Origin of the sequence: Curtobacterium sp. MCPF17_051 (assembly GCF_003234595.1) — a bacterium.
In the GTDB taxonomy this organism is placed as follows: domain Bacteria; phylum Actinomycetota; class Actinomycetes; order Actinomycetales; family Microbacteriaceae; genus Curtobacterium; species Curtobacterium flaccumfaciens.
Map to the genome: position 1 here is coordinate 52114 of NZ_QKSE01000013.1, position 23862 is coordinate 75975.

A 23862-nucleotide genomic window follows, 5' to 3' on the forward strand; every position below is an offset into this window, starting at 1 on the left:
ACGGCATGCAGTGGCGGCAGAGCGTCAGTCGGCCGCGGCGACGACGTCGAGGACCGCGCGCCCGTACCGCTCGAGCTTCGCTGCGCCGACGCCGGAGATCTCGCCGAGCTGGTCGACGTCGGCGGGGCGGACGGCGGAGATGCCCCGGAGTGTCGCGTCGTTGAACACCACGTACGCGGGGACGCCCTGCTCGCGAGCCTCGGCAGCACGCCAGGCACGAAGGGCCTCGAACAGGCCGACGGCTTCCTGCGGCATGTCGGTGACGACCGTCCGTCGACTGCTGCGGCCGGCGCGCGGCGCCTTGACCGGGTCGCGACGCATCCGCACCTGCACCTTGCCCGTCAGGACCTCGGCGCTCGTGGGACTGAGGACGACGGTGCCGAAGCCGTCGCCCGACACCGCCGCGTAGCCCTGGGCCAGCACCTGTCGGGCGACCGCCCGCCACTCGGCCTCGGACAGGTCGGCGCCGATGCCGAAGGTCGCCAGGGTGTCGTGCTGCAGCTCCTGCACGCGGGGTGACCGCTTGCCGATCAGGATGTCGACGAGGTGTGAGACGCCGTACCGCTGGCGACGCTCACGCTCGAGCCGCACGACGGTGGACAGCAGCTTCTGCGCGGGGACCGTGCCGTCCCACGACTCCGGTGGCGCGATGCACGTGTCGCAGTTGCCGCACGCCGTGCTTTCCTGCCCGAAGTACGCGAGCAACCGCACCCGGCGGCACTCGATCGTCTCGCACAGGCTGAGCATCGCGTCGAGGTGGGCACTGAGCTGCCGTCGGTGTGCGGCGTCGCCCTCGGACTGGTCGATCATCCGCCGCTGCTGCACGACGTCGTTCAGGCCGTACGCGAGCCACGCGGTGGCCGGCAGCCCGTCACGACCCGCACGCCCGGTCTCCTGGTAGTACCCCTCGACCGACTTCGGCAGGTCGAGGTGCGCCACGAACCGGACGTCGGGCTTGTCGATGCCCATGCCGAACGCGATGGTCGCCACCATGACGACACCGTCCTCGCGCAGGAACGTCGACTGGTTGCGGGCACGCACCCGGGCGTCGAGGCCCGCGTGGTACGGCAGGGCGTTGATCCCCTGCTCGGCCAGGGCCGTCGCGGTGCGCTCGACGGAGTTGCGGGACAGGCAGTACACGATGCCGGCGTCGCCGCTGTGCTCCGTGCGGATGAAGGTGAGCAGCTGCTGCAGCGCGCCGGTCTTCGGCTCGATGCGGTACTGGATGTTCGGCCGGTCGAAGTCGGCGACGAAGTGCGCGGCGTCGTCGAGGCCGAGCCGGGCGGAGATCTCGCGGTGGGTCTGCGGCGTCGCGGTGGCGGTCAGGGCGATGCGCGGCACCGTCGGCCACCGCTCGTGCAGGACGCTCAGCTCGAGGTAGTCCGGGCGGAAGTCGTGACCCCACTGGGCGACGCAGTGTGCCTCGTCGATGGCGAACAGCGAGACGCGCGCCCGGTCGAGGAGCGCTCGGGTGGACTCGAGCCGGAGCCGTTCGGGCGCGAGGTAGAGCATGTCGACCTCGCCCTGCACCACGGCACGCTCGACCCGGGACCGTTCGTCGGGGCCCTGCGTGGAGTTGAGGAACGCGGCCCGGACCCCGTTCGCCGCCAGGGCGTCGACCTGGTCCTGCATGAGGGCGATGAGCGGCGACACCACGACCCCGACGCCGTCACGGACGAGCGAGGGCACCTGGTAGCACAGGGACTTGCCGCCACCGGTCGGCATGAGCACGAGGGCGTCGCCACCGGCCACCACCTGGTCGATGATGGCCGCCTGCTCACCACGGAAGGCGTCGTAGCCCCACACGCGGTGCAGCACGTCGAGCGCAGCGGCACGGGGTGCGGACACGGCAGCGGGAGCAGACACGGCAGCGGGCGCGGGCGTGGTGCTCATGCCACGAGCCTACGGGCGACCGGCGACACCCACCGCACTGTCCACAGCACCGTCCGTGCCGGAGTCGGCACGGTGGTCGGAACCGGCCACGTCGTCGGCGCGGGCCGGCGTGGTCGCCCAGCCCGTGCCTCCAGGCCGGGTCCAGCGAACGCCGCCCGCCCAGGCCGGGGTCACACCGCGGAACCGGGGTGCCTCGTGCCCGGCGAACCGGCGGTCCAGCTTCCGCCACCACGCCAGGAACTCGACCATGGCCCAGAACGCGAGCGACGTGCCGAGGGTGACGAGGGTCCCCTGCCACGTGCCGTTCGCGTCCGACGAGGTCAGGTCGACCTTCGACCAACCGGGCGCCTGCAGCACGAAGATCATGATGTTGTTGAAGGCGTGCTGCAGGACCGTGGCCTCGAGCCCGCCGGTCCGGAGGACGATGATCGCCGCGATCAGGCCGAACGAGCCGACGTCGAGGATGCCCCAGACGTTGTAGCCGTTCGGGATGTGCAGCACCGCGAAGACGACCGTCGAGACCGCCACGGCGATGATCGTGCCGACGCGACGCGGGATCCACGACGCGACGGTCTGCATGAGGAAGCCGCGGAAGATGTACTCCTCGGCAGCGCCCTGGAACGGGACGAGCAGGACGACGAGGACGATCGTCAGGGTGAGGGTGCCGAGGGAGACCGTCGACTGGCCGATCGCGTCGTGGTTCCAGGCGAAGCCGCCGTCGGTCGTGATCATCCCGCCGTCCCAGAACAGGCCGGTCTGGACGACGAACATGACCGCGGCGATGACGAGCGTCGGCAGCAGACACCACGCCGTCCAGGCCCACCGGACCCGGAAGCGCGTCGACGACAGGATGCCGGCCGGTCCGATCCGCGCGATCTTCACGGCGAGCAGGATCCCCGGCAGCAGGACCACGAGCGACACCAGGGTCAGCGAGAGGGTCAACGGATCGGTCGGGTCGAGGGCACCGCTCTGCAGGTCGTCGAGCAGGCCGTACAGCCCGGACGCACCCCCGACCGCGGCGACCGGGATGAAGTAGGCGACCGTGATCAGGATCTGCGACACGAGGTACCACCCCGCCAGGAACGCGAGCGCCACGAGCGGCCGCCACCACCTCCAGCGCGCGTCGATCCGGGGCAGGCGCTGGTAGGGAACACTCACGCACCGCAGGCTACCGCGCGGGGCAGGATGGGAGCCGTGCTCACCGTCCTGTTCGGCCTGTCCGGCGCGATCGTCTACGGGTTCGCCGACTTCCTGGGCGGACTCGCCTCGCGCCGGGTCCGGCCGGTCGTCGTCGCCGCGGTGGCGGCCGCGATCGGGATCGTCCCGTTGCTGGTCGGCCTGGTGGTCCTCGGTGGCGTGTTCTCGTGGCCGGCCGCGGTCTGGGGTGTGGTCGCGGGGCTCTCGGGCGGCGTCGGGGTGCTGCTGCTCTACGCGGCACTCGCGATCGGTCCGATGAGCGTGCTCTCCCCCGTCACCGCCATGTTCGCAGCCGTCGTGCCGGTGCTCGTCGCGGTGCTCCGCGGCACGGTGCTGTCACCGGTGGCCACCGGGGCGCTCGTGGTCGCGGTCGTCGCGGTGGTCCTGGTCGCGGTGGTCCGGGACGCCTCGGGCGCACGGCTGACCGCCCGAGGCGTGGTCGCCGCCGCCGTCGCCGGGTGCGGCTTCGGCGGGATCGTGCTGGCCTACGACATGACGCCGTCGGACTCGGGCGTCGCACCCCTCGTGGTCGCGCGGGTGCTGCAGGCGGTGCTGCTGGGCGCGGCGGCGATCGTCGTCGTGCTCCGGACGGGAGGCCCGGTGCACGCCCCGACGGCGACGGCCCGCTCCGACGGGGCTGCCGCCGTCCGCGAGCCTCGGTCGGGTCGCGCATGGGGTCCGCGGCTGCTGGTCACCGTGGCCGTGTGCGGCGTCTTCGACGCCATGGCGAACGTCTTCATCCAGGCGGGGCTGCACAGCAGCGACGACCCGGCGACCCTGCCCGTCGTGAGTGTGCTCAACGCGCTCTACCCGATCGGCACGGTGGTGCTGGCCGGGGTGGTGCTCCGGGAACGGTTGACCGCGCAGCAGTGGATCGGCATCGTGCTGGCGTTCGTCGCGTCGGTGGCGCTGGCGCTGGCGTAGCGCGCGGCGCGGTCAGGCGTCGGGGATGAGGCGCTTGCCGAGCGAGACCGTGCGGTCGTCGGTGTAGCCGAGGGACGCGTAGAACCCGAGCACCTGCTCGTTGCCCGCACGCACCTGCAGGTTGAGCTTCGGGCAGCCGAGGTCGGTCAGGAGCCGCTCGAACTCGGCCATCAGGGTGCGACCGAGGCCGGAGCCCTGCAGGTCCGGGCGCACGGCGAGGTAGTTCACCCAGCCGCGGTGCCCGTCGAAGCCGGCCATGCCCGCGGCGACCACTTCGGTGTCGGCGGTGTCTGTGTCATCGCCGTCGGTGCCGTCCGGCTCGGCGACCAGGAAGAGCTCGGGCTGGACGGTCAGCTTGCGCTCGATGTCGCGCCGGGGGTCGTTCCAGGGGCGGACGAGCCCGCAGGATTCCCACAGTGCGACGACCGCGTCGGTGTCCTCGGTGCGGAAGGGGCGGATCCGGTACTCCATGCCCCCACGTTAACGGGGGTGGGGAGAACGTCGTCACCGGCCTGTCGTCGTGATCTGATAGACCTGTCCGACCACCCAGCCGATCAGGAGCCCCGTGACCGCACACGACACCATCCCGTCGCGCCGCAGCGCACGGGACGACGAAGCCGGCTCGCGGTCCCGGCGTTCCCCGCGCAGACGCCAGACGGTCGGCGGCGCGATCGTGTCGCTCATCGCCGAGTTGCTCATCATCGCGGGCGCCGGCACCGGCCTGTACGTCGTGTGGACGGCGTGGTGGACCGACGTGGTCGCCGTGAACGAGCAGACGAAGCTCGTGCAGGGCCTCGACCAGGTCAAGACCCCGAAGGTCGAGGGCACCGAGCACCGCGGCACCGCACCCGTGCTGGACGAACCGCCGGCGTTGTCGGACGTGTTCGGGACGATGCAGATCCCCCGGTTCGGCAACGACTACAACCGGCCGATCGGCGAGGGCACGGATCGTGAGAAGGTCCTCAACACCATCGGGCTCGGGCACTACCAGGGCACCGCGATGCCCGGTGCACCCGGCAACTTCGCCGTCGCCGGACACCGGGTCACCTACGGCAAGCCCCTCAACCAGATCGCGGAGCTGAAGAAGGGCGACTCGGTCGTGGTCCGGGTCACCGACGCGAAGACGAAGTTCGACGTCTGGTACGTCTACAAGGTCACCGACAGCCAGATCGTCACGCCCGACAAGATCGAGACGATCGCGCCGGTGCCGAACAAGCCCGGCGTGGAACCGACCGCCCAGGACCGCTGGCTCACGCTGACCGCCTGCCACCCGATGTGGTCGGCGGCGGAGCGGTACGTGACGCACGCGAAACTCGACTACTGGATGCCCGCGTCCGAGGGCACCCCGAAGGAACTCTCGGAGACGGCCAAGTGATCTTCCCCCTGGTCTGGCGGCTGCTGCCCGGCCCCACCGCCCTGAAGGTGCTCGAGCTGCTGGTCCTGCTCGCGGCAATCGTGTTCGTGCTGTTCCAGTGGGTGTTCCCGTGGATCGCAGCGGACATCCTGCCGCCGCCGGACGGCACGGTGGGGGCCACGCCGACCCCGTAGCGCCTGGTCTGGTCTGGTCTGGTCTGGTCTGGTCAGACCGTGGTCGTCACCCGCGACCCGCCGGTCGGGGTGCGGCGCACGGCGATCCGCTCCGGGATCCGCTGCTTGAGTTCTTCGACGTGGCTGACGATCCCGACCTGTCGCCCGCCGGCGGTCAGTCGGGACAGCTGCCCGATGACGTCGTCGAGGGTCTCGGGGTCGAGTGTGCCGAACCCCTCGTCGACGAAGAGCGTGCCGAGCGACACCCCGCCGGCCTCGGCCTGCACGACGTCGGCCAGCCCGAGCGCCAGGCACAGTGACACGGTGAACGTCTCGCCGCCCGACAGGCTGCGGGGGTCACGGACGGTGTCGGTCGTGTGGTCGTGCACGGCGAGGGCGAGCCCCGTCCGTCGCGACCGTGACCCGGATTCCCGTTCGTCGGAGGTCTCGAGGGTGAACCGCCCGGCGAGCATGCCGCGCAACCGGTCGTTCGCCGCCGCCACGACGTCCTCGAAGCGCCGCATGAGCACGTAGGTGCCGAGCGTGATGCCGGTCGGGTTGACCGAAGCCTCGCCGTTCGCGACGTCGGCGAGCCGGACGACGGCGCGGCTGCGGGCCGAGGTCTCCTGTCGCGCACGGACGGTGCGGTCGACCTCGGTCGCACACTGCTCGACGGCCTCGGCGCGGTGCGCTGCGGTCACCGCGAGCCGGGTGGCCTCGTCGAGCTCGGCCGTCGCGCGGACCCGTTCGGCCTGCGCCGCCGGCACGTCGAGCTGCTCCGGATCGTCGTCGGCGGCCTGCACCACCGCGGGGTCGTCGAGCCCTGCCCGCACGACGGCGCGTTCGGCCTCGGCTGCGCTGATGCTGCTGCGGAAGCGCGCGACGGTGTCGGGGTCGAGCAAGCCGGCGCGTGCGGCATCGACGTCGGGGAAGGCCTGCACGTCGAGGACCCGGGCCACCTCGGCGCTGCGCTCGTCGCGGGCTCGGGCCGCGGCCGCCGCACGGTCGTCGGCCTCGGCGACGGCGCGGAGCACCGTCAGCCGCCCGTCGAGCTCGTCGACCACGGCACGGAGCGAGACAGGGGCGCTGCCGTCGTCGCTGTCGAGCAGTGCTCCGAGCCGGTCGATCGCCTCGTGCACCGATCGCAGGTCGGCCTCGAGCCGCTCGGCATCGGAGGCCGCGGTCGACGCGAGCACCGTGCGCCGGGCGTCGAGATCGTTCCGCTCACGCTCGAGCGCCCGGGTCGCGGTGTCGTGCGCCGTCCGCTCGCGCTCGTGCTCCAGCACCAGCGCCGCAGCGTCGTGCGCCGCTCGGACCCGCTCGTCGGCGGCCACCGCCATCGCGTCGAGGGCGATGCTGTCGACCGTGCCGACGACGCCGGTCAGTCGGAGGTGCTCCGCACGTTCGACGGCCAGGTCGGCCGCGGCGTCGGCGAGCTGCTGGTCGGCCCGACGCGTGGCGTCGCCCGCGGACTCCACCGCTTGGATCGTCGGGTGGTCGTCCTGCGGCGCGGCCACCGACGGGTGCGCGGTCGACCCGCAGACCGGGCACGGGTCGCCGGGGGTCAGCGCGGCACCGAGCTCTCCGGCGAGCCCGGCGATCCGGCGCTCGCGCAGGGAACGTTCGGCATCGAGCGCCTCGGTGGCCCGACGGCGGGCACCGGCCACGACGCGTTCGGCATCGGCGACGCGCTGCTCGGCGCGGTCGCGCGCGGCCAGGTCGGCACGGAGCGACTGCACCCGGGCGACCTCGTGCGCGGCGGCGTCGGCGTCGGCAGCGGTCACCGAGGCGGTCCGGGCGGCCTCGACGATCCGTGCTCGTTCCGACGGCCGTGCCTCGAGCGCGGTGTCGAGGGCGGCGAGGTCGTCGGTGAGTCGCGATGCGGTCGCGGTGGCCTCGGCGATCGCGGTGCGCCTGGCATCCGCTTCGGCCTCGACCGCGACGAGGTGCCGGACGTCGGACAGGGCGTCGGTCAGCGTGTCGCGGCGCCGGACGATCTGCTCTGCGTCGACGGCGGAGAGCGCGTGCTGGTCGCGCAGCCGGGCCGCTGCCGCGGCGGTGTCGTCCGCCCGTACGGTTGCGGCTTCGAGGCCGTCGGCCACCGCGGCGACCCGGGCGGCGCGATCGGCCGTCGCGACCGCGGCCCGTGCCTGCTCGATCGCCGGGGCGTCTTCGTCGAGGAGCGCCTGCCGCCGCAGCAGCGCCGCTCGTCGCTCGAGGGCGGCCGCACGGGCCGTCACCGATCGTTCGTGCTCGGTCGCCGCCGTCGCAGCGGCAGCCGCAGCCGTCCGGGCTGCCCCGGCTGCGTCGGCCGTCGCGCGGAGGGACGCCACCGTGTCGGGGACGACGGACTCGTCGGCATCGGCGAGGTCCGCCGCCTGCGCGAACCGGGCCAGGGCGTCGCGGACGCGGTCGTCGGCTCCCTCGACCTCGGCCTGCACGGCTCGGCGGCGAGCGGCGAGTTCGTCGGCGGTGCGGTCGTAGACCTGGGTGCCGAACAGCGACTGCAGGAGCTTCCGGCGGTCTTCACCCGGGGAGCGGAGGAACCGTGCGAACTCGCCCTGCGGCAGCACCACGGTCTGCAGGAACTGCGCGCGGTCGAGCCCGACGATCCGGGCGATCTCGACCCCGACCTCGGGGATGCGGGACGACATGGGTTCGCCGGCGACGTCGGTGGGCGCGGCGAGTCGGAACAGCTGCACGGACGCCTGCTGCTTCACCGTGCCGGTCCCCCGCTGCTTCGGGCGGTCGTACTGCGGGGTGCGCCGGACCCGGAACATGCCTGCACCGGTCTCGAACACGAGCTCGACGAACGGTTCGACCGCGGGGTCGGCGTGCTGGCTGTGCAGCCGGTCGGAACTGGCGTCGGAACCGGCGAGTCCGCCGTACAGGGCGAACACGACGGCGTCGATGATCGTCGACTTGCCGGAACCGGTCGGCCCCTCGAGCAGGAAGACCCCGGACGCGGCCAGCGCCGCGAAGTCGATCGTCACGAGGTCGGGGTACGGCCCGATGGCGCGCAGTTCGAGTCGGTGCAGGTACATCAGCGGTCCCCCTCGCGCTGCAGGGCGAGCGCCGCGGCCTCGTACGCCTCGGTCAGCACCGCCCGTTCGTCGTCGTCGGGCAACCCGCCGGTGGCGAAGGCCACGAAATCGCCGGCGACCTCGACCGGGTCGGACGTGGCGGTGACGGCCCGCGCGGCGGTGGCGGCCGGCCGGTCCGCCGGCTCGTGCGTGATCGCCAGGGCGTGCGGGAAGAGGTCCTTCACGCGGGCGTACATGCGTTCCGGGTGCACGGTGTCGGTCACCGCGACGCGGACCCAGGCGTCGGCATCGGCCCGGAACTCCCCGGACTCGATGGCGTCGATGCTGCCCCGGACGTCGACGAGCCGCCGCGGCACCGGGGTCGGTACGAGCTCGACGGTGACGGCACCCACCGCGTCGAGGTCGGCGATGGTCACGGACTTCCGCTGGTGCCGCTCGCCGAACGAGAACGCCAGCGGGGACCCGGCGTACCGGATCCGGTCGTCGTCGCCGACGCGCTGCGGGCCGTGCAGGTGCCCGAGGGCGACGTAGTCGAACCCGTCGAACACGGACTCGGCCACACGGTCGACCCCGCCGACGCGGATGTCCTGCTCGCTGTCGCTCGGGTCGGCGCCCCCGACGAAGGCGTGTGCGACGACGACGCTCCGGGTGCCGGCCCGCGTCTCGAGGTCGGCGCGGATCCGTTCGGTGGCGGCGTGCACGACGGCGTGGTGTGAGCGGGCGAGGGGTTCGTCGGGGACCGCCGCCAGGGCGTACCGCGTGAGGTCGGGGTGCAGGTACGGGATGCCGTACACGGCCACCGGGCCGTCGTCGTCGGTCACGAGCACCGGATCGGCCACGTGTGCGGGCTCGGCGAGGATGCGCACGCGCTGCCCCATCACGCCGGCACCGAAGCCGAGCCGCGCGGCGGAGTCGTGGTTGCCCGGCGTGAGGACCACCGTCGTGGTCTCGGCGAGGCGCTCGAGCACGCGGGAGAGCATGCGGACGGCGTCCACCGGCGGGATCGCGCGGTCGTAGACGTCGCCGGCGATGACGACGAGGTCGACCGCCCGTTCGCGGGCGAGGTCGACGAGCCAGTCGGTGAACGCGGCCTGGTGCTCGAGCAGGTCGGCACCCAGCAGTGTGCGGCCGAGGTGCCAGTCGCCGGTGTGCAGGATCCGCATGCGGCCACGGTAACGCCGGCCGGGGACATCCCCGGACACCTCGCTGTGCCCTGTGGACAACGGATCAAGGCGTCAGTTCGCGCAGCTCAGGTTCGTGCCGACGAGCGCGGTCTGGATGCGCGCCGTCGCCGTGCTGTCGACGTGCCAGGAACCTGCCCAGTTGGTGCGGATCTTCACGGTGACGACCGCACCGAGCGTCAGGATGCCGCTGCCCGTGACCCGGATCGGCGCCGTGCTGCCCGCCGGTCCGGTCGCCGCGATCGTGTTCGCGTTCGTGTTGAGCACCGAGAAGGACGTCGCGGGCGGCCCGTTGTACGTGAAGCCGATGTTGACCGAGCCGTCACCGTTCGGGGTGCAGGTCAGCGCGGTGGCTGGGGTCGCCGTGCCCGCCGAGAAGGTCGCCGTCGGTGCGACGGTGGTCCGCGACCACGGGGCCGCGTCCGCCGCTCCGGGCAGCAGGACGCCGGCGGCCGCAGCGAGCACGAGCACCGCGGCGCCCCCGCCGACGCGGCGAAGCCGCCGCACGCGACGCGCTCGTCGACGCGACGCCCGACGGGTGAGGACGGTGGACGAAGCGGTCTGGAGGCCCGTGGCGGTGCCGTCCCGCGCCTCCCGGCCGTCTTCGGTACCGTCTGCCGGACCGGCGGCGTCATCCGGACCAGCCGCGTCGTCCGGACCACCGGCTGCGCCGTCGGTGTCGTCGTCGGCCTCGACGAGCCGCCGGAGCGACCCGTCGATCGTGCAGAGCGCGAGCACCGCGGTCAGGCCGAGCGCGAGCATCGCGACCAGGCCCCACTCCCCGGCGCTGATCCACCGGATCGGCGTCCCGATGAACGGGATGCGCAGGAAGGCGACGCCGTGCACGGCGGAGCGCTCGATCGGCGTGGAGTCCTGCTCGGGGTTGGCGTCGCCCTTCGTGACCATGGTGCCGCGCGGGCCGTCCTCGACGTAGCGGTGCATGCGCAGGTGGTCCGGCTGATCCGGGTCGTCGGCCAGCAGGACCTTGCCCGTCGCGATCTCGCCCGAGCCGACCGGACGCGAGACGACCACGTCACCGGGAACGATCCGCGGCTCCATCGAGCCGGTCATCACGGTGGTCGGTTGCCACCCGATGAGCGCCGGCGCGGCCGCCCAGAGCGCGAGCCCGAGCAGCGTCGCGACCACGCCCCGGGCGAGGGTGGCGACGACGACGCGCCCCCAGTCGACGGCGTCACGGACCGCTGCGTGCGGTGCGGGACCACCGTGCACTGCGATGCTGCTCATGACTGCCTTCGACCGGGGGCGCGTTGCGGGGAGGGAACGGACGGGGCTGGTTCGGCCCCGGTCCCGACTCAGCTGTTCTGGGCCTCCCAGGTGAAGCCGAGGGCTGCGGTGCCGCCCTGCACGGTGTTCGGGGCGGTGCTCGACACCGTGTAGGTGACGCGGTACACGCGCGTCTCGGACGCGGTGCCGGTCGGGGCCCAGGTGCCGACGCCGGTCGCGTAGTTGGTCGAGGCGGCGCCGAAGCCCGCGACGGTGCCGCTGTAGAGCGAGCCACCCGTGGCGGCCGGGGTGAAGCCGGAGCAGGAGCCGAAGCCGCCGCCGGTGCCCTGCTCGATGGTCAGGTTGACGTTCGCCGCCAGGTCCTTCGTGGTCGAGACGTTCGTGCCGTAGAGCTTCACGGCCGAGGGCAGCGAACCGGTCGAGGTCACCGCGATGCAGTTCGCACCGGTCGAGCCGGGCTTCAGGTTGTTCGCCGTGAACAGCGCGGTGTTGTTGTCGTCGTCGGACAGGGCGACACTGCCGGCCGTCCAGTTGTTCGTCGGGTTGACGGTGGTCGAGGAGAAGGCCGCGTACGAGGCCGTCGAGACGACGACCCCCGAGGCGACGAGGGCGGCGGGGATGGCGATCCAGGCGGCGAGGCGGGCAGCACGAGGCGTGACACGAGACATGGTTGGACTCCGTGAGGAAGAGATCTGATCGGTGGTTCGGACGGGCCCGCGGTGGTTGGTCGCGCTACGTGCCGAGGTGGTACGACGATCAAGCTACTTGGCCCTCGAGCAGCTCACAAGACCTGAGGTGTCCCCACTGATGGGGGTATCTTGACGAGTGAGTTACTTGTTGACTGAAGTTCCCAACCTGTACCCGAGAAGAGCTCCCATGACGGACACCGACCCGGTCGTCCTCCCCCCGCACGCACCCGCCGTCCCCGCGGCGCGCGTCGCCCCCACCACACCGCCGGCACCGGTGTCGCCCGACGTCACGGCGCTCGACCCCGTCACCGCCGACACGGACCGCGACGCCGACCTGCCGCGACTGCTCACCGCCTTCCGGGTGCTCCAGACGCAGCACGCGCGCGTCCTGCACCACGAGAGCACGATCCGCGGGCTGAACGCCACGGACACCCGCTTCGTGTTCTTCCTCAGCGCCGCCGACGGCCACGGCGTGACCCCGAAGCAGGCCGGCGAGTACCTCGAACTCACCACCGGTGCGATGACGTCGCTGATCGACCGGCTCGAGAAGCACGGACACCTCGAGCGTCGCCCGAACCCGGAGGACCGCCGGAGCGTGCTGCTGCACCTCACGCCGTCGGGCACGGCGGTCGCCCACGAGGTCGGCGCCGTCTACTCCGACGCGTTCCGGCAGGTCGTCGCACCGTCGGACCGCGCCGTGGTCGCCGCCGCGTTCGAGGGGCTCGGTGCCGCCCTGGAGCGCCACCACCGCAGCGCCGCCGTGTGACAGCGGGTGTCACGGTCCGCGCGTAGCGTGAGCGCCATGACCCCCTCTGAACTCCTCATCGAAGCGTTCTCCCGCGTCCCCGAGACGGTCGAGCGGGCCGTCGACGGGCTCTCCGAAGACCAGCTCGCGACACGACCGGCCGCCGGGGCGAACACCCTCGCGTGGCTCGCGTGGCACATCGCCCGTGGCCAGGACGTGCAGATCGCGGAGCTCGCCGGCTCCGAGCAGGTCTGGACGGCGGACGGCTGGTACGACCGGTTCGGGCTGCCGTTCCCGGCCGAGGCGCTCGGGTACGGCATGTCCCGCGACGACGTCGGGCGGGTGCGGGCCTCTGCCGAGCTGCTCACCGGATACCTGCGCGCCGTGCACGAGCGCACGGTCGCGTACCTCGGCACGCTCGGCCCGGACGACCTCGACCCCGTCGTCGACGACGCGTGGGACCCGCCCGTGACGGCCGGCGCGCGACTCGTGAGCATCCTGGACGACTGCACGCAGCACGCCGGGCAGGCCGGCTTCGTGCGCGGGCTGCTGTTCTTCAACCGCTGAACGCGCGCGGTCGGTCGCTCGGTCGCTTCGTGAGCAGCAATGGTCGGGTCCGACGTCGCGACCCGACCATCGGTGCTCACCATGTGACGGACGGGAGGCCCGGTACCAGCTGGTACCGTCCCTCCCGTCACGGCCGTCATGCCGCTGGCGCGTCACGCCGGTACCGGCGGGTGGGGCCCACCTCCCGTCACGGCCGTCATGCCGCTGGCGCGTCACGCCGGTACCGGCGGGTGGGGCCCACCTCCCGTCCGTCGTGTGGTCGCGACTAGCGCGCGGCGAGCTCCGACACGATGCCGTCACCGGGTGCGGCCTGCACCAGGTCCGCCTCGATCTCGGCGCGCTCGAGGATGCCCTCGATCTTGCGGATGCGGCCACGCGGAACGATCGTCACGACCGTGCCCTCCTTGCCGGCACGACCCGTGCGGCCGGAGCGGTGCATGTACGCCTTGTAGTCGTCCGGGGCGTCCGCCTGCACGACGAGCGAGACGTCGTCGACGTGGATGCCGCGGGCGGCGACGTCGGTGGCGACGAGCACGTTCACCCGGCCGCTCGTGAGCAGCTGCAGGTTGCGCGTGCGGCGCGACTGGTTCAGGTCGCCGTGGAGCGAGGTCGCGCGGATGCCGGCGTCCTCGAACTGGTCGGCCAGACGCTCGGCGTAGGCGCGGGTCCGGGCGAAGACGATGGTCTTGCCGTCGCCGGCGACCAGCTCCTCGAGGAGACGGTCCTTCTCGCGCTGCTCGACCACGAGCACGCGGTGGTCGATGGTCGAGGACGCCTGGTCCTCACCCGCGACCTCGTGCACGCTCGGCTCGTGCAGGAACTGCTCGACGAGCGCCGCGACCTGGGTGTCGAGCGTCGCGCTGAACAGCAGCTTCTGCGCGCGGTTGCCCTGCGGGGTGACCTCGGCCGTGGCGGAGAGGATCTCCTGCACCGGCTCGAGGAACCCGAGGTCGCACATGTGGTCGGCCTCGTCGAGCACGGAGATGATGACCTCGCTGAGGTCGAGCTTCCCCTTGTTCATGAGGTCCTGCACACGACCGGGGGTGCCGACGATGATGTCGACGCCGCGCTCGAGCGCGCCCTCCTGACGGCCGTAGGGCACGCCGCCGTAGATCTGCGTCGTGAACAGGCCGACCGAACGCGCGATGGGCTGCACGGTGCGGTCGATCTGCAGGGCGAGCTCACGGGTCGGCGCGAGGATGAGCGCACGCGGAGCGCGGCCCATCTTGCGCTTGGTGCCGCCGCCGTGCTCCATGAGCTTCTCGACCAGCGGCGCACCGAAGGCGATGGTCTTGCCGGAGCCGGTGCGGCCGCGACCGAGGACGTCCTTGCCGGCGAGCACGTCGGGGATCGTCGCCGCCTGGATCGGGAACGGGCTCGAGGCGCCGAGCTCCTGCAGGGCGCGGGAGATGTTGCCGCCGATGCCCAGGTCGCCGAAGGTCACGCCCTCGACGTCGGCCGCGATGGTGGCCTCGGCCTGGAGCTTCTCGAGCTTGACGTCGTCGGCCGGCACGAACTTGCCGCGCTCGGGCTCGTCGAACGAGCGGCGCGGGGCGCGGTCGGTGCGGTCGTCGCGGTCGAACTTGCGCGGGGCGCGGTCGTCACGGTCGAACTTACGCGGGGCGCGGTCGTCGCGGTCGAACGAGCGACGCGGGCGGTCGTCGTTGTCACGACGGGGCGCACGGTCGTCGCGGTCGAACGAACGACGGGGGCGGTCGTCGTTGTCACGACGGGGCGCTCGGTCATCGCGGTTGAACGAGCGCGGTGCACGGTCGTCACGGTCGAAGCGACGCGAACGGTCGTCGTTGTCACGACGCGGCGCACGGTCGTCACGGTTGAAGCTGCGCGGTGCACGGTCGTCACGGTCGAAGCGACGCGGACGGTCGTCGTTGTCACGACGGGGCGCACGGTCATCGCGGTTGAACGAGCGCGGTGCACGGTCGTCACGGTCGAAGCGACGCGGTGCTCGGTCATCGCGGTCGAACGAACGACGCGGACGGTCGTCGTTGTCACGACGGGGCGCGCGGTCGTCACGATCGAAGCGACGCGGGGCGCGGTCATCACGGTTGAAGCCGCGGCCGCCACGGTCATCGCGGTCGGGGCGACGCTGCCCGCCGCTGTCACGCGGCTCCCAGTTCGGGCGGGCCGGACGCTCGCCCTGCGACGAGCGGCCGCGACGCTCCTCGGCATCCCAGCGCTGCTTCTGGCGGGGCTGCGACGGGTCGGCGGCGCGGAACCCGCGGTGCTTGCTGCTGCGGGCGGCGGGGGTGCCGTTCGGGTGGCGGACGCGGTCGGAGGCGCGGTTGTCCGCGCCGCCCTTGTTGTACGGGGCCATGGCTGCTTTCTCGGGTGCGCAACGTACCGCAGCGCCCGACAGCGACATCGGCGGGGGCTGCTTGCGGAGAGGGGGTTCATCCCGTCGCGAGTCGACGTGATTCCAGCCCTCGAGCAACACACACCCAGCAGAATTTCCGTGATCACAATGTCACGACGTCGAAGGCCGACCGAGCGAGTCTACGCGAGCCGGTGCCCTGACGCCAGCCCCGCGCGGTCCGGCGGCGGCGTGCCGGGCGCGGGACGGGCCTCCAGTCCGGTGGTCGCGCGCTCAGGACTCCGCGAGCCGACGACGCTGCTCGGCGACGTCGAAGTCGGCCTTCGGCCAGGACAGCTGCATGTCCTCCAGCGCCCGGAGCAGGAGCTGCTGCACGGCGAGGCGGGCGTACCACTTGCGGTTCGCGGGCACCACGTACCAGGGAGCCTGCGGGGTCGAGGTGCGGTCGAGGGCGATCTGGTACGCCTGCTGGTAGCGGTCCCAGAGCAGGCGGTCGTCGATGTCGGCCGGGTTGAACTTCCAGTGTTTGTCGGGGCGGTCGAGCCGGTCGCCGAGGCGCTCGCGCTGTTCGTCCTTCGAGATGTGCAGCATCACCTTGACGATGGTCGTGTCGGCGGCGGCGAGGCCGTCCTCGAAGGCGGTGATCGCGCCGTACCGGCGTTCGATCTCGTCCGGTGCGGCGAGCCCACGGACCCGTTGTGCGAGCACGTCCTCGTAGTGCGAGCGGTCGAACACGCCGAGCTGTCCGGCCGCGGGGAGCTGTCGTTCGATGCGCCAGAGGAAGTCGTGCTCGCGCTCCTCGGCCGTCGGGGCCTTGAAGCCGGCGTAGCGCACCCCGTTCGGGTCGACCGCACCGACGACGTGCGAGACGATGCCGCCCTTGCCCGCGGTGTCCATGGCCTGCAGTACGAGCAGCACCCGGCGCTCGTCACCGGCGGTCGACGCCGCGTACAGGCGCTCCTGCAGGGCGGCGAGACGGGAGGCGCCGGCGGCGAGGGCTTCGAGGCCGTCGATCTTGCGACCGGGGAAGCCCGGGGTGTCGTCCGGGTCCACCTGGTCGAGGCGGAACCCGGGTTCGACGCGGAGCAGTGGTTCGGGATCGGCGTTCCAGGCCTTGCGACTGCTCACGGGTCCTCCTGCGGTGCTCCGGTCGGCGGCTGCCGTGCTCATCCTCGCACTGCCGCTGATCGTCCGCTCGGGTGACGTGGGCGGCCGCCGGTGCGGCTAGCGTTGACGTGATGAAGTCCGGCCGCCGCTCAGTGCTCGCGCTCGTCGCCGCGGTCGTGGCGCTCGGCGCGATGGCGTCCTGCAGCACGGACCCGGTCGGCGACGAGAACGCCACGGTGACCGCGGACAGCATCATCTACCCGCTGTCGCTGCGGTACCACGGCATCGACGTGGTGGCGGACGTGCCCTACGGCACCGATCCGCTGCAGCGCCTCGACGTGTGCCTGCCGGCCGACAGCGACCCCGCGACGACGGCGACCCCCACCGCGACGCCGTCGGCCACCGCCGACCCCGATGCCCGAGCGGTCCGGGCCACCACCGGACGCCCGGCGGTCCTGATGATCCACGGCGGCAGCTGGTCGCACGGTGACAAGGCGACCGCCGCCTACCGGTCCGTGTGCAAGTACCTGGCATCCGAGGGCTTCGTGACGTTCAACGTCGACTACCGCCTGGCGCCGACCGACCCGTTCCCGGCCGGGCTCGACGACGTCCGCCGTGCGCTCGACTACGTGTTCCGTCCGGCGACGCTCGAGACCTACGACGTCGACTCCCAGCGCGTGGGCGTGTTCGGCGGGAGCGCCGGCGGCAACCTCGCCGCGATGCTCGCGGTCACCGACCACGACTCCGCCGCGTACGCCGACGGCGACCGGATCCGTGCCGTGGTCGACCTGAGCGGGCCGACGAACCTGACCACCCGGTCCACCGAGCCCGACGGGGTCTCGGCGGCCTTCCAGCGCAAGCAGCTGCTCTACCTGGGGTGCCGGTCGTACGCCAGGTGCCCGGCGGCCACCCGGGCGTCGCCGGAGTTCCACGTCACCTCGGACACCGCTCCGTTCTTCATCGGGCACTCCACCGACGAGTTCATCCCGATGTGGGAGTCGCAGGAGTTCGCCGCGACGCTCCGGTCCCACGACGTCCCGGTGACGTTCGTGGCGGTCGAGGGCACGGCACACTCGATCGCCCAGCTCGACGAGGCGATGAGCCGCCGCGTGGCCACGTTCCTGCGGACGCAGCTGGGCTGACCGCGCGAGCTGACCGGCTGACCACGCGAGCTGACCGGCTGGCCTCGCAAGGCGACCGGCCGCGTGCCCCGGGTGGGTGCCACCCGGAGTCGGGACTGCCGCTGTCGAGCCCCCGGCCGCAGACTTCGGGGGTGACCGACACCTCGACCCGCCCTGCCCGCGCCGCTGCGACCCGCTGGGACCGCCCGGCGCTGCAGACGTTCGGGGAGCTGCTGCTCGGGCTGTCGTTCGTCGCCGCGGTGGCCTTCGGCGGGTACGCCTCGGTCACCGGGCAGCTGGCCGTCGTGTCGCAGGGCGCCGCCGTGGTGTTCCTCGTGACGCTGACCCTGGTGCTCGTGTCGTGGTTCCGAGCGGTCGAGCGCGAGGAGCGGACCGAGCGTGTCGTCGTCTCGCCCCTCGCCGCCATCGACGCCGAGTACCGCTGCTAGGCAGCGCTGCCGGAACGCGCCGCCCGTCGCCGCTGCCGTTCCCGCCGGAGCTCCACGCGTTCCTGGCGTCGCTCGGCGCGCGCCTGCTTCCGGGTCTTCCCCGCGGCGATCCGGTCGTCGTTGCGTTCGCGAGCCCGCTCGACCACGAAGTACAGCGCCGGCAGCACCACGAGCGTCAGCAGCGTCGAGGACACCAGGCCACCGATCACGACCAGTGCCAGCGGCTGCGAGATGAAGCCGGACTTGCCGGTCAGCCCGACCGCCATCGGCAGCAGCGCGAAGATCGTCGCCATCGCCGTCATCAGGATCGGACGGAGGCGTCGTGTCGCGCCCTCGATCAACGCCTCGCGCACCCGCAACCCGCGCCGTCGGTACTGGTTGACGAGGTCGATGAGCACGATGGCGTTCGTCACGACGATGCCGACGAGCATGAGCAGACCGATCAGCGACGCGACGCCGATCGGGACGCCCGATGCGATCTGCAGCAGGATCGCGCCCGTCGCCGCGAACGGCACCGACACGAGCAGCAGCAGCGGCTGGAGCAGGCTCCGGAACGTCGCGACCATGATCACGTAGACGATCAGCACGGCGACCAGCACCGCGAGCCCGAGCTGCGAGAACGCGGACGACTGGCTGGCGGCGACACCACCGATCGAGGCGGTCGCGCCCTTCGGCAGGTCGAGCTCGTCGACGGCGGTCGTGACGGACTGCACGGCCGCACCGAGGTTCGTGGCGTCCGGCGTCACGGTGATCGTGGCGGTGCGGGCCGCGTTCGTCGTGGTGACCGTTGTCGGTCCCTCGGACTCCTCGACCGTGGCGACGTCGGACAGCGGGACCGTGCCGGTGCTCGTCGGGACGTCGAGGGCACGGAGTGCGGCGATGGTGGTCGGCGGCTCGGGGTCGGCGATGTAGACGTCGAGCGTCGCGTCGTCGATCTCGATGCTGCCGGTGTCCCGTGGCGAGACCGCTGCGGCGACGAGGCCACCCACCTGCGTCTCGGTGAGGCCGAGTGACGCGGCCTTCTGGCGGTCCACCCGGACGGCGAGGAACGGCTCCGCCGCGGACAGGTTGCTCGTGGCGCCCGTGGTGTCCGGGACCGACCGCATGGTCTTCAGCACCTGACGCGACGCCGTCTCGAGCTGCGCCTGGGTCGGCGCTGTGACGTCGACCTCGATGTCGCTGCTGCCGCCGAACCCGCCGCCGGAGGACGCGATGGTGACCTCGCCGACGTCCTCGATCGCACCGATCGACTTCCGGGCGTCGGCCTGGATCGTCGGCTGGTCGGCCTCGGCATCGGTCGTGACGGCGTACTGCACCGAGGCGCTGCCGCCCCCGCCGAACGCCGCCTGGATCGACTGGCCGCTCGTGCCGATGGTGGTCTGCACGGTCTCGACGCCGTCGACGTCCTGCAGTGCCCGCTCGACCTTGCGTGCGGACTCGGACTGGACGGCGAGGCTGGAGCCGGCCTTCAGGTCCTGCGTGACCGTGAAGGTGTTCTGCCCGGAGTCGCCGAGGTAGTTCGTGGTGACGAACGGCAGCGTGGCCACCGTTCCGCCGAGCACGATCACGGCGAGCAGGATGACGACGACCGGCTTCCGGACGACCCACCGGAGCACCGGCAGGTAGACGCGGCGCAGACGGTCGGCGGTTCCGGCGTCGTGCAGGTCCGCGGCGGAGGCGAGCACGCCCTCGGACCGGTCGTGATCGTGCCCGGCGACGCCCGCCGACGGCGCTGCATCCGCTTCCGAGTCCGCTGCCGTCGTCGCATCGCCCGGCTTCGCCTTCGGCGGGCGCAGCCACCAGTACGCGAGCACCGGGACGATGGTGAGCGAGACGAACAGCGACGCGACGAGCGCCAGGGTGACCGTCACGGCGAACGGTCGGAACAGCTCCCCCACGAGTTCAGCGACGAAGGCGACCGGCAGGAACACCGCGACGGTCGTCAGCGTCGACGCGGTGACCGCTCCGGCGACCTCGCGCACGGCGTCCCGCACGGCACGGCCGCGGTCGACGCCGGGGAGCATGTGCCGCTTGATGTTCTCGATGACGACGATGGAGTCGTCGACCACGCGGCCGATCGCGATCGTGAGGGCCGCCAGCGTGATGATGTTGAGCGTGTACCCGGCGGCGCGCATGCCGATCGCGGCGAGGAGCACCGACGTCGGGATCGAGATCGCGGTGACGAGCGTGGAACGCCACGACAGCAGGAACACCAGGATGACGATCACCGCGAAGGCGAGCCCGAGCAGGCCTTCTTCGGCGAGGGAGTCGATGGACTGCTGGATGTAGGGCGCCTGGTCGAAGACGACGGTGAAGCGGGGGTCACCCTCGATCTTGTCCTCGATAGCGGGCAGGGCGTCGCGCACGGTCGTCGAGACGTCGACGGTGTTGGCTTCCTGCGTCTTCGTGATCGAGATCGTCAGGGCCTGCTGGCCGTCCACGCGGCTGATCGAGGTGCGCGGCGACTCGGTGATGGCGACCTTCGCGACGTCGCCCAGGGTGGTGTCCGTCGGCGTGGCCGCGGTCGTGGACCCGCCAGTCGCGGCGTCGCCGGTGGGGGCGGTGCCGGTCGCCCCGGTGCCGGTCGCACCCGTGTCGCTTCCGGTCGCACCGGCGCCGGTCGCACCCGTACCGGCGGCACCCGCAGCCGTGCCGTCACCGGACGACGCCGTCCCGTCGGCGGCACCCGACCCGGATCCGTCCGAGCCCGACGAGCCCGAAGCACTCGACGAGCTCGTCAGCGGCAGCGCGCGGATGTCCTCGAGCGAAGCGATCCGCTCACCCGTCTGCACCGACAGGGTCGAGCCGTCCTCGGTGATGGTGCCGCCGGGGATCAGGGTGCCGTTGTCGTCGAGCGCGTCCGAGATCGCCGTCTGGGTCAGGCCGCGGGCGGCGAGCTCGTCCTGGTCCGGCGTGATGACGACGCGACGGCCCGGGTTGCCGAAGACGTCCGCCTGCCGCACGCCGTCGAGCTTCTCGAGGTCGGGGATCGCCGAGGCCTGCAGCCGGTCGACGAGCTGCTCCTGGTTGCCGGACGCCGAGACCGCGACCTGCAGCACCGGCAGGTCGTCGAAGGACCCGGTGACGATCTGCGTCTGCACCGAGTCGGGCAGCGACAGCGCGTTCACCGCGGTCTGGATCTTGTCCTCGGCGCTGGCCAGGTTCGATCCGTACTGGAACGACGCCGACACCACGCTCTGCCCGGTGGACGAGGTCGCACTGGTCGACTCGAGGTCCGGGACGACCTGGATCGCCTGCTCGATCTTCGTCGAGACGTCGTTCGACACGACCTCTGGCGTGGCTCCGGGGTAGGCGCTGACGATCGCGACCTGCGGGAACTCGACGCTGGGGATCAGCTCCTGCTTGAGACTCGAGAGCGCGATGCCGCCGAAGACCGCGACCACGATCGTGACGAGCGCGATGAGGGCCCGGTTGCGCAGGCTGAAGACCGAGAGGAGGTGCACGTCATCGATCCTCGCAGGACCGACCGACGAACGTTCGGCTGGCAGCCAGAACCCGCCGTCGGATCAGAACCCGCCGAGCAACAGGTACGCCCCGAGCACCGCGACGGTCCCGACCACCCCGGTGCCGAGCGCCACCACGCGCGCGACGGGTGAGCGGGTGCCGAGGACCCCGATGCCGAGGAGCACCACCCCGACGACGATCTCGACGACCCAGGTGACGTGCCCGGTCGTCGCGGCGACCTGCAGCAGCCCGCGGATCCCCTCACCGACGAGCACCGCGGCCGTCACACCGAGCGCCCCCGCGCGCCACCGGGCGTCGCGGGACCGCACCGCCACGGCGACCGCCCCGGCCAGCAACCCGGCCGGCACCCCGAGCAGCACCCACGGGTTCGTGATCGACAGCACGTCCGGGAACCCGCGCAGGACCGTCGTGGCCCAGTACCCGACGTGCATGAGCTCGAGGAGCACGACGCCGAGCACCATCGCGAGCGGCAGGGCGACGCGGCCCGCTCGTGCTCCGGCCGCCAGGCACAGCAGCGCCGCGACGAGGAACCACGGTCCGGCCGAGTTCGACACGGAGGCGAGTGCGGGCACCGCCTGCCCGAACGACGTCAGGACGCCGGCCAGGACCGCCCCGCTCAGCGCGATGGTGACCCGCACCACGGCGGGGACCGGCGCGGGCGGGTCGACGGGCGTCGGCACAGCGGAGCGGGTTCCGGCGGACAGGGTCGCGTTCATGGCTCCAGCCTCGCCGGACCCCACCGGCGCCGCATCACCCCGGGGAGCGAGAACCCCCGACCCGGCCTCACCCCAGAGGATGACACCGTCCCCGGCGAACGACACCGTCCCCGGCGGACGACACCGAGCCCCGGCGGACGACGCACCTCTCAGACCACCGCCGCCAACGACCCCCGCACCCCGGTCGACTCGCCACCGACCCGCTCCCACGCACGCGACAGCACGTCGACCAACCGCCCCCGGTCGGCCGGGGCCATCGTGAACGGCACCCGCAGGAACCGCTCGAACCCGCCGTCCGGCCCGAACACCCCGCCCGAGGCCAGCACCACGCCCTCGGCCCTCGCGGCGAGCACGAGCGCGCTCGACACCGGCCGGCCGAGCCCGACCCACGTCGTCAACCCGCCCGCCGGCGCCGGGACGTCCCACTCCGGGAGCCGCGCCCGGAGCGCCCCCACGACCGCGTCGCGACCTTCGCGCAGGGACGCACGCCGCCCCTCCAGGACGGCCGCCGTGCGCGGGACCAGCTCGCGCACGACCAGCTGGTCGAGCACGGGGGTGCCGAGGTCGCCCGTCGGGCGGGCGAGCAGCAGCCGCTGCAGCAGCGCCGGGTCGGCACGGATCCAGCCGATCCGCAGCCCGCCCCAGAAGACCTTGGCGGCGGAACCGATCATCACGACCGACGCCCCCGACGGGTCGGCCGCTGCCAACGGCGGCGACGGCGAACCGTCGATCCGGAGCTCCCCCATCGTCTCGTCGGCGATGACGGTCGTGCCGACCGAGGACGCGACCGACAGCAGGAGCTGGCGGGTCGATGCGGACATGGTCGCACCGGTCGGGTTGTGGAGCTCGGGCATGACGTACGCGACGGAGGGCGCGGTGCGACGCAGCGTCGTCTCGAGCGCGGCGGCGTCCCACCCCGTCCGCGCATCGACGGGGACGCCGACCAGACGGCCGCCGGCCTCGCGGAAGGCCTCGTGCGCGTGCGGGTAGGTCGGGGACTCGACGAGGACGGCGTCGCCACGGCGGACGAGCACGCGCGCGAGCAGGGCGATGGCGTGCTGCGCGCCGATGGTGACGATGACCTGGGCGGGCTCGGTCGGCAGTCCGCGCTCGGTGTAGCGCGCTGCGATCGCGGCGCGGAGGCCGGGGTCGCCGACGGTGTCGTAGCCGATGCCGGCGAGCGCGGCGGGCACGTGCCGGACCGCCCGCTCGACCGCCTCGTCGATGCCGGGGGCCGCGTGCAGGGCCGCCTTGCGCAGGTCGAGCAGGTCCCCCTCGACGACTCCGCCCAGGCGTTCGGGGTCGGGCCGGCCGACCAGGTCACGGGGCAGGTGGACCACGCTGCCCGAGCCATGGACGGACACCAGGAACCCGTCGGAGCGCAGCCGGGCGTAGGCGTTCGCGACGGTGGTGCGTGAGACACCGAGGGCTGCGGCCAGGCCGCGCTCGGCCGGCAGCCGGACGCCCTGGGCGACCCGACCGTCGATGACGAGGACCCGGAGGGCATCGGCGAGGGCCTCGTAGGCCGGAGCGTCGGTGCTCGCGCGCCAGTCGGTCAGCAGGTGGGCGGCGGCACGGGCACTGATCAGGACAGGGGGCACGGGTCCACGGTAGCGCGATTGGCTCTCGACCAGCAGGC

General features: G+C 72.6%; 19 protein-coding genes. 7 read left to right on the forward strand and 12 right to left on the reverse strand.

Annotated features, from left to right (window positions below):
- Window positions 1-24: 24 nt before the first annotated feature.
- Window positions 25-1893 (reverse strand): DNA helicase RecQ, encoded by a 1869-nt coding sequence (recQ, locus tag DEJ35_RS11620; RefSeq protein WP_111192766.1) that lies wholly within the window; start codon window positions 1891-1893, stop codon window positions 25-27.
- A 9-nt stretch (window positions 1894-1902) separates the two neighbouring features.
- A complete protein-coding gene (locus tag DEJ35_RS11625; RefSeq protein WP_146244786.1) occupies window positions 1903-3051 on the reverse strand; it encodes a CPBP family intramembrane glutamic endopeptidase in 1149 nt (382 codons plus the stop codon).
- 36 nt (window positions 3052-3087) lie between these two features.
- Between DEJ35_RS11625 and DEJ35_RS11630 the strand changes: the two genes are divergently transcribed.
- Window positions 3088-4014, forward strand: coding sequence for an EamA family transporter (locus tag DEJ35_RS11630; protein WP_111192768.1), 927 nt, complete (start codon window positions 3088-3090; stop codon window positions 4012-4014).
- A 12-nt stretch (window positions 4015-4026) separates the two neighbouring features.
- On the opposite strand, the gene DEJ35_RS11635 is transcribed toward DEJ35_RS11630, so the two are convergent.
- Window positions 4027-4485, reverse strand: coding sequence for a GNAT family acetyltransferase (locus tag DEJ35_RS11635; RefSeq protein WP_111192769.1), 459 nt, complete (start codon window positions 4483-4485; stop codon window positions 4027-4029).
- Between the two features lie 94 nt (window positions 4486-4579).
- Between DEJ35_RS11635 and DEJ35_RS11640 the strand changes: the two genes are divergently transcribed.
- Both DEJ35_RS11640 and DEJ35_RS17335 read left to right on the forward strand, forming a co-directional pair.
- Window positions 4580-5389, forward strand: coding sequence for a class E sortase (locus DEJ35_RS11640; protein WP_258369776.1), 810 nt, complete (start codon window positions 4580-4582; stop codon window positions 5387-5389).
- Window positions 5386-5562, forward strand: a complete 177-nt coding sequence (locus DEJ35_RS17335) for a hypothetical protein (RefSeq protein ID WP_181419972.1) — start codon at window positions 5386-5388, stop codon at window positions 5560-5562. Before DEJ35_RS11640 ends, DEJ35_RS17335 begins: the two co-directional genes overlap by 4 nt.
- Window positions 5563-5594: 32 nt before the next feature.
- On the opposite strand, the gene DEJ35_RS11645 is transcribed toward DEJ35_RS17335, so the two are convergent.
- From DEJ35_RS11645 to DEJ35_RS11660, 4 genes are all read right to left on the reverse strand, one after another.
- Window positions 5595-8585, reverse strand: coding sequence for an AAA family ATPase (locus DEJ35_RS11645; protein WP_111192770.1), 2991 nt, complete (start codon window positions 8583-8585; stop codon window positions 5595-5597).
- Window positions 8585-9748, reverse strand: coding sequence for an exonuclease SbcCD subunit D (locus DEJ35_RS11650; protein ID WP_111123681.1), 1164 nt, complete (start codon window positions 9746-9748; stop codon window positions 8585-8587). Before DEJ35_RS11650 ends, DEJ35_RS11645 begins: the two co-directional genes overlap by 1 nt.
- A 72-nt stretch (window positions 9749-9820) precedes the next feature.
- Complete coding sequence (locus DEJ35_RS11655; RefSeq protein ID WP_111123682.1) at window positions 9821-11011, reverse strand: S24/S26 family peptidase; 1191 nt, start codon at window positions 11009-11011, stop codon at window positions 9821-9823.
- A gap of 68 nt (window positions 11012-11079) precedes the next feature.
- The gene (locus DEJ35_RS11660) at window positions 11080-11679 is read right to left on the reverse strand and encodes a hypothetical protein (protein WP_110858866.1); all 600 of its coding nucleotides are present in this window, start codon (window positions 11677-11679) and stop codon (window positions 11080-11082) included.
- A 208-nt stretch (window positions 11680-11887) separates the two neighbouring features.
- On the opposite strand from DEJ35_RS11660, the gene DEJ35_RS11665 reads away from it, so the two are divergent.
- Window positions 11888-12466, forward strand: a complete 579-nt coding sequence (locus DEJ35_RS11665; protein WP_111123683.1) for a MarR family winged helix-turn-helix transcriptional regulator — start codon at window positions 11888-11890, stop codon at window positions 12464-12466.
- 36 nt (window positions 12467-12502) lie between these two features.
- Window positions 12503-13012: a DinB family protein gene (locus tag DEJ35_RS11670; protein ID WP_110858864.1), complete on the forward strand. Its 510-nt coding sequence runs from the start codon at window positions 12503-12505 to the stop codon at window positions 13010-13012.
- A 265-nt stretch (window positions 13013-13277) separates the two neighbouring features.
- On the opposite strand, the gene DEJ35_RS11675 is transcribed toward DEJ35_RS11670, so the two are convergent.
- Together DEJ35_RS11675 and DEJ35_RS11680 are read right to left on the reverse strand one after the other, a co-directional pair.
- Window positions 13278-15347, reverse strand: a complete 2070-nt coding sequence (locus DEJ35_RS11675; RefSeq protein ID WP_111192771.1) for a DEAD/DEAH box helicase — start codon at window positions 15345-15347, stop codon at window positions 13278-13280.
- A 270-nt stretch (window positions 15348-15617) separates the two neighbouring features.
- The gene (locus DEJ35_RS11680) at window positions 15618-16472 is read right to left on the reverse strand and encodes a PPK2 family polyphosphate kinase (protein ID WP_181419960.1); all 855 of its coding nucleotides are present in this window, start codon (window positions 16470-16472) and stop codon (window positions 15618-15620) included.
- Between the two features lie 110 nt (window positions 16473-16582).
- Here DEJ35_RS11680 and DEJ35_RS11685 point away from each other — a divergent pair, with 110 nt between their 5' ends.
- Together DEJ35_RS11685 and DEJ35_RS11690 are read left to right on the forward strand one after the other, a co-directional pair.
- Window positions 16583-17593: an alpha/beta hydrolase gene (locus DEJ35_RS11685; RefSeq protein WP_111192772.1), complete on the forward strand. Its 1011-nt coding sequence runs from the start codon at window positions 16583-16585 to the stop codon at window positions 17591-17593.
- Window positions 17594-17724: 131 nt separating this feature from the next.
- The gene (locus DEJ35_RS11690; RefSeq protein WP_111192773.1) at window positions 17725-18021 is read left to right on the forward strand and encodes a hypothetical protein; all 297 of its coding nucleotides are present in this window, start codon (window positions 17725-17727) and stop codon (window positions 18019-18021) included.
- Here the strand turns inward: DEJ35_RS11690 and DEJ35_RS11695 are convergent.
- The 3 genes from DEJ35_RS11695 to DEJ35_RS11705 form a co-directional block, all read right to left on the reverse strand.
- Complete coding sequence (locus tag DEJ35_RS11695; protein WP_111192774.1) at window positions 18018-21485, reverse strand: efflux RND transporter permease subunit; 3468 nt, start codon at window positions 21483-21485, stop codon at window positions 18018-18020. The genes DEJ35_RS11690 and DEJ35_RS11695 overlap by 4 nt on opposite strands.
- A gap of 63 nt (window positions 21486-21548) precedes the next feature.
- The gene (locus tag DEJ35_RS11700) at window positions 21549-22223 is read right to left on the reverse strand and encodes a DUF6518 family protein (protein ID WP_110858859.1); all 675 of its coding nucleotides are present in this window, start codon (window positions 22221-22223) and stop codon (window positions 21549-21551) included.
- A 149-nt stretch (window positions 22224-22372) separates the two neighbouring features.
- Window positions 22373-23824, reverse strand: a complete 1452-nt coding sequence (locus DEJ35_RS11705) for a PLP-dependent aminotransferase family protein (protein WP_258378471.1) — start codon at window positions 23822-23824, stop codon at window positions 22373-22375.
- Window positions 23825-23862 lie beyond the last annotated feature (38 nt).

What these genes read in the sequence shown, in the direction of transcription:
- recQ (WP_111192766.1), bottom strand. Translation starts at nt 1,893, where the DNA reads ATGAGCACCACGCCCGCGCCCGCTGCCGTGTCTGCTCCCGCTGCCGTG.
- DEJ35_RS11635 (WP_111192769.1), bottom strand. Translation starts at nt 4,485, where the DNA reads ATGGAGTACCGGATCCGCCCCTTCCGCACCGAGGACACCGACGCGGTC.
- DEJ35_RS11645 (WP_111192770.1), bottom strand. Translation starts at nt 8,585, where the DNA reads ATGTACCTGCACCGACTCGAACTGCGCGCCATCGGGCCGTACCCCGAC.
- DEJ35_RS11650 (WP_111123681.1), bottom strand. Translation starts at nt 9,748, where the DNA reads ATGCGGATCCTGCACACCGGCGACTGGCACCTCGGCCGCACACTGCTG.
- DEJ35_RS11655 (WP_111123682.1), bottom strand. Translation starts at nt 11,011, where the DNA reads ATGAGCAGCATCGCAGTGCACGGTGGTCCCGCACCGCACGCAGCGGTC.
- DEJ35_RS11660 (WP_110858866.1), bottom strand. Translation starts at nt 11,679, where the DNA reads ATGTCTCGTGTCACGCCTCGTGCTGCCCGCCTCGCCGCCTGGATCGCC.
- DEJ35_RS11665 (WP_111123683.1), top strand. Translation starts at nt 11,888, where the DNA reads ATGACGGACACCGACCCGGTCGTCCTCCCCCCGCACGCACCCGCCGTC.
- DEJ35_RS11670 (WP_110858864.1), top strand. Translation starts at nt 12,503, where the DNA reads ATGACCCCCTCTGAACTCCTCATCGAAGCGTTCTCCCGCGTCCCCGAG.
- DEJ35_RS11675 (WP_111192771.1), bottom strand. Translation starts at nt 15,347, where the DNA reads ATGGCCCCGTACAACAAGGGCGGCGCGGACAACCGCGCCTCCGACCGC.
- DEJ35_RS11685 (WP_111192772.1), top strand. Translation starts at nt 16,583, where the DNA reads ATGAAGTCCGGCCGCCGCTCAGTGCTCGCGCTCGTCGCCGCGGTCGTG.
- DEJ35_RS11700 (WP_110858859.1), bottom strand. Translation starts at nt 22,223, where the DNA reads ATGAACGCGACCCTGTCCGCCGGAACCCGCTCCGCTGTGCCGACGCCC.